This window comes from Rothia sp. HMSC061C12, assembly GCF_001815755.1.
GTDB lineage: Bacteria > Actinomycetota > Actinomycetes > Actinomycetales > Micrococcaceae > Rothia > Rothia mucilaginosa.
On sequence record NZ_KV821869.1, the window covers coordinates 1 to 4,637 of the forward strand.

The window sequence follows — 4,637 nt, forward strand, 5'->3', positions numbered from 1 at the left end:
TGCGGCGTGCCTCCCCAAACGCTATGGTGCTGAATGAGGACGAACACCGCACCTTCACGCCTTCCTCAACAACTAGCCTGCCGCCAGGGTCTGTGCCGGATCAATACGCGAAGCCTTCGCCGCCGGGTACAGACCAGCCAACACACCAACCAGCGCACCAGCGCCCAGGCCCAGCAGAATAGTGTCGGCACTAATAATCGGCGTCCAACGGTTCATCAAAGACACAATCGAGATGCCGTTAACCGCCAGCACAATACCAGCCACAGCGCCCAGGATGCCGGTCAGCAGCGCCTCCGCCGAGAACTGCAGCAGAATACCCGAAGGGCGCATACCAATAGCCAGACGCAAACCCACCTCACGGCGACGCTCCATCACCGCAACCAGGAACGTGTTCATAATGCCCATTGCACCAATCACGAGGGTAATAACGCTCATGGCAAGAAGCATGGTGCGTTGCTGCTGGTCGACGGCTTCGCGAAGGGTCTTCGGCTCCGGCGGAACACTCACGCTATACAGCGCGGGGCGTTCCGGCGAGAGCGCGTACGGTGCTTCCTCCGCAATCTGGTTTGCGGCACCGGCAACAGTACTCACCACAATCTGAGTGGAACGCTTACCGGTCTGCGCCGCAACGGCACCGCCACCGGCAGCGGGCTGCGATTTTTCAACATCGGCACCAGGCTTCGCACCCAGAGGCAGGTAGACCGAACCGTACGACAGAGTCAGCGAGGGATTCTCCCGCACCACACCGATGACAGTGTACGGCTCATCGTGAATATAGACCGTAACTCCGGGGCTATAGGGTAGCGCAAGCTGGCGCATCACGCTTTCGCTGAGCACCACGACCTTATCGTTACGCTCCACGTGCCCCTCATCGAAGGTACGGCCCCACACCAGCTCGTGACCCTGCACGCTAAAGATAGTGGGCGTTGCAGCAAGGACGGACGCCGTCACGTTAGCGCCGCGCTCGCCAAAGTTGTCGGGGCCGCGCTGAATATCGGTGGATTCATCCAGCTGATCCACCAGCGCGGTACCGGTCACTCCGTTCAGCTGGCTAACACGCCGATAATTCTCGCTTGCCGCTAGGCTCAGAAGTTCAGCCCGGCTCATAGCTTCGGTTCGGGTAGAGCTAATCGTCAGGTGCTTAGCTCTAAAAATGTCGAAGCTGTCCGCCAGCTGCCCAGAAATGGTGGCGGTCAGACCAACGGTCAGCACAAGCGAAGCGATACCCAGAACCACACCAAGCATGGTGAAGATATTGCGCCTCACCCGGTGAACGGTAGCGTCCCACGCTTCTTTGAGGGAGGCGAGCGCCCAGGGTGCACGCCCGCTCCCCTGCGGCTTAGATGCTTGTTCCTCAGTAAAGCTAGGCTGGTTCAGAAGCTCACGAGCGGTCGTTTCTTCCTGCTGCGGCGCTTTCTGCTCGATGAGCTGCCCCTCGTGCATGCGCAGCACCCGGTCGCAGTGCTCCGCCACGAGCGGGTCGTGGGTAATCACAATCGTGCTTTGCTGATCGCCCGTACATTCGCGGAGCAGGTCAATCACTTCACGGGTGAGCTCTTCATCCAGCGAGCCGGTCGGCTCATCACAGAGCAGCAACGCCGGTTCCCCAATGAGCGCACGAGCAATAGCCACACGCTGCTTTTCACCGCCTGAGAGAGTGGTGATGGGTGCATCCGTTCGGTGGCTCAGCCCCAGCAGGGCGAGAGTATCCGCAACCCGTTGCGCTCGTTCTGCCTTGGGGACACCACGGTAGATGAGCGGTAGCTCAACGTTGCGGTACACGTTCTTATGCTCGATGAGGTGGAACGCCTGGAAGACGAAACCGATGCTGTCCAGGCGCGCTTCAGCTCGCTGTGCCGCGTTGAAGGTTGCGGTGTCTGTACCGTCCAGCAGGTAGCTGCCGGAGGCGGGCGTGCTGAGCAGACCGAGGATGTTCAGCAGGGTTGATTTGCCGCTGCCGGACGGTCCCAGGATTGCGACGACTTCTCCGTAGCGGACTTTCAGGTCAATATTTTTGAGCACGTCAATTCGAGTGTCACCCTGCATAAAGTGCTGGGACACTCCCTGAATATCGACGCTATAGGCTGGTGGGTGCGCGTGAGCAGCGCGGGAGTCAGTCATGGCTACTCCCTACTTTTTCTCGCGCATGATTTTGACGCTGTCGCCTTCGTGCAGGTCACCGGTGACGGCGTTCTTGCCATTGGCGTTGCTGATGACGGTAACGGTTACCTCGCGTTCTTCGCGGGCCTTCGATCCGTTGGAGCTTTCGGGGCCGAGCACGATGACTCGGGTCTGTCCGTCACGGGTGTAGAGCGCCGATGAGGGCACAACCAGGTGCGTTTCGGGGGTTTCTTCGAGGGTGAGTTCCGCGTTGACGGAACCTCGGAGGCTGTCCGCCTTATCCCCTACGTCGAGGGTGAGGATGCGTTCGCCTTCGGTGCCTCCTGCCGCACCGGCTACGCCGTTGAGGTTGGAGCCAGCTGCGCCTTCTGCACCATTAGCCTGGCGACCGGCCTGGCTGTTGCCTGCGGCGCCAGCAGCTTCAGAAGTGTTCTTGTAGCCGAGGGTTGCGACGTACTCAGTATCGCCGAGGGAGGGCACGGTTACCTTCTGACCGCTACGAGCTTCGGGGGTGAGCCTGCCGGTGGTTCCGGTGCAGCTGAGAGTCTTGTTACCTTCTGCGATGGTGGCTACGGGACCGTCCGCGATAGCGCCGGTTGCGCGGGGGTTGCCGGTGACGAGTCCGGCACGGTTGATGATGAGGAAGTAGCGGGCGGGAATGGGCTGGTCAGTCTTGACGTGCGCGTAGCCGAGGCTGTCGAGGAGGTTGTTGAGAGCCTCGTAGGTGTCTTCGGTAATGCGCGCGGGCTGCGGGCCCTGACGTCCCATGGCGGTCAGTGCCTCGTTGAGGAGTGCGGCGTCGGGGCCGCTATCATCGAGTTTGAGATCGCGGTAGAGCGCGAAGCCGCCGGTGAGGGTGATGAGAGGTTCACCGTTGACTTCTGCGATGAGGGTTCCGTTGCCGACGGTGTCACCGTGTTTGATGGTGATTGCGGTGTACTGTCCTTCGCCGCTGTAGCGTAGCGGGGTTGAGGTGGCGTAGTTCGCGGTGCAGGTCAGGGGCACGGTGGTGCGTAGTTTTTCGCGGGTGACCGTGGCGGTGATGGTGGAGGGGTCCGGGGGTGCCGCTTCTGCGTCTTTCTGGGCGGTGGTTTTGATGTTTTGGGCGCTGATGAGCGTACCCACGGTGATGATGAGAAGCAGGGCGATAATGCCGTAGAGCCAGAGGGTTTTCTTCTGGCGGGTGGGGGTGGCGCTCATGGTGTCCCTTCTTTGGGTGCGCGTACGGGAACGCTATTGTCTGTGCCGTTTGGGCTTAGGGGCGGCGATGCCGTGTGGGGTTAGTTTGTGCCCGGCACGGGGATACGTGCCGGGCACAATACGCTGTGACGAGGTATAGCCGTTGCAGCTACTCTGTACGCCTGTTCTGGTTAGTCCGGTCTGGATAGCCCGGTCTGATTAGTCCGGAGGATTAGCTCAGAATCTTTCGGGCGTTTTCTTCAGCAGTTTTCTTGATCGTGGTCACCTGCTCGATGAGGCCCTGCTCCTTTTCGAGGAAGGAACTCAGGTAAGCGATAGCCATCTTTCGCTGTTCTGCATCTAGCCCGGTTGCTTCGCGGCAGGTCGCATCGTTGATCGCCAGTTCGTGGGTGTCTTGGTTGTTCTGGCGGTACTGTTCACGAGCCATATCCGGAGACGTGTAGTCGCCTCCGAAGCGTTCCTTCATGCACTGTGCCCACTTCTCGGTGGCGGGCCCAAGATCTTTGAAGATTGCGTCGTTGTTAAGGTAGTGAACCGCAGTGACGTTGACCTTTTTTATGATCGCGCGGGATTCTTCTGAACCGAAGACTGCGCGGGTGGCTTCTTGCTGGCAACCGCCCTTTCCTTCAGTGCCGTGAAGAGCCTGCATTTCGGCGTCGCTCATAGTGCGGCTCTGCTCTTCCAGCTCAGCAGTTACCAAAGACCAGCGCTCTTTGTATCCGCGAGTGCGGGCATCCGCGACGGTGAGAGGTTCGAAACCAGCGGTCTGTAGCAGCGGGATTTCAGTTTCTCCGGCAGGGACCTTGTAGTTCGGGAATCCTCGTTCAGCCATGCACTGGCTCAGGGAGCGCTGGTAGGCACGAACAACGTTGTCAGAAAGTGAGGCGAGGTTTTCTACTTTTTCGATAGCTTGACTATCAGGGTTCTTGGAGGCGCTATACGCCTTCTCAGCGTTAGCGGACGCCGAGGAGTCGGCACTGGGCTGCCCGGATGCGCAGGAGCTAAGCAGCAGGGTCAGCGGGAGTAGAGCCCCGGCGAGGGTTCGTAGGGTGTTCTGTCGACGCATAGGGGCACTTCCTCGTGAAATATAGCTGCATCTTTGTCCGCTCGTTCAGGGGCTCTTCGTTGTTTGCCCTTGAGAGAAGATGATTTGAACACTAGCCTACTATGCGCCGGGGGGGGAGGCAAGGGGGGACGGTGTTTATCCTCGCCTCTCTGGTGGGGATGGCACGCCGTATGTTTCTCAATCGGGATACGGCTGGAGGGGCGGTGTTCGTCCTCATTCTGCACCATAGCGTTTGGGGAGGCACGCCGCA

General features: G+C 59.8%; 3 protein-coding genes. All 3 read right to left on the reverse strand.

The window, feature by feature from the left end; genetic code table 11:
• Window positions 1-72: 72 nt before the first annotated feature.
• Window positions 73-2,121, reverse strand: a complete 2,049-nt coding sequence (locus HMPREF3055_RS06200; protein WP_049348866.1) for an ABC transporter ATP-binding protein/permease — start codon at window positions 2,119-2,121, stop codon at window positions 73-75.
• A 9-nt stretch (window positions 2,122-2,130) separates the two neighbouring features.
• The gene (locus HMPREF3055_RS06205) at window positions 2,131-3,321 is read right to left on the reverse strand and encodes an efflux RND transporter periplasmic adaptor subunit (RefSeq protein ID WP_049341686.1); all 1,191 of its coding nucleotides are present in this window, start codon (window positions 3,319-3,321) and stop codon (window positions 2,131-2,133) included.
• Window positions 3,322-3,532: 211 nt separating this feature from the next.
• A complete protein-coding gene (locus HMPREF3055_RS06210) occupies window positions 3,533-4,387 on the reverse strand; it encodes a hypothetical protein (protein ID WP_070738576.1) in 855 nt (284 codons plus the stop codon).
• Between the last annotated feature and the right edge of the window lie 250 nt (window positions 4,388-4,637).